1 protein-coding gene is annotated in these 418 nt (G+C 58.1%); it reads right to left on the bottom strand.

Annotated features, from left to right (window positions below; all coding sequences use genetic code 11):
• Positions 1-418, bottom strand: a 418-nt coding sequence (locus GHO03_RS24780; RefSeq protein ID WP_153400710.1) for an IS30 family transposase, incomplete at both ends; no start/stop codon positions are given.

The raw sequence follows: 418 nt of genomic DNA, 5'->3' as shown, positions 1-418 counted from the left end.
CTTCATCCCCGTGCGCGCAGTAATTTCGGCATGACGGGCCATTTCGCTGCCTTGATCATGCGTCATGGTTTTTAGGAGCGATGGCGCCATCCGCGACATTTCCCTCACGATCGCTTCCGCCGCCGCCTCTGCGGTGGGGGCTTCGAGCTTGGCGAGAATCACATAACGGCTCGTACGCTCGACCATGGTGGCAACCGCTGAGCGATTATTGGCGCCCATGATCAGATCACTCTCCCAATGCCCAGGGACCAGACGATCTGCAACCTCAGGGGGGCGTAGGTGAATACTCAGATGCGCAGGGTAACGTTCTCGACGCACATTGCTTTGGGTTCGCTTAGGACGTTTGCCGTCAGCCTGACGTAGATAACTGATCAACTGGCGTTTCAGCTCGCCGCGCGGATAGGCATAGATGGCGAGG

Source organism: Pseudomonas sp. FSL R10-1339, from assembly GCF_009600545.1.
Lineage (GTDB): Bacteria > Pseudomonadota > Gammaproteobacteria > Pseudomonadales > Pseudomonadaceae > Aquipseudomonas > Aquipseudomonas bubulae.
The sequence above is the reverse complement of the archived record's forward strand: the minus strand, read 5'-3'. Positions and strand labels throughout refer to the sequence as shown.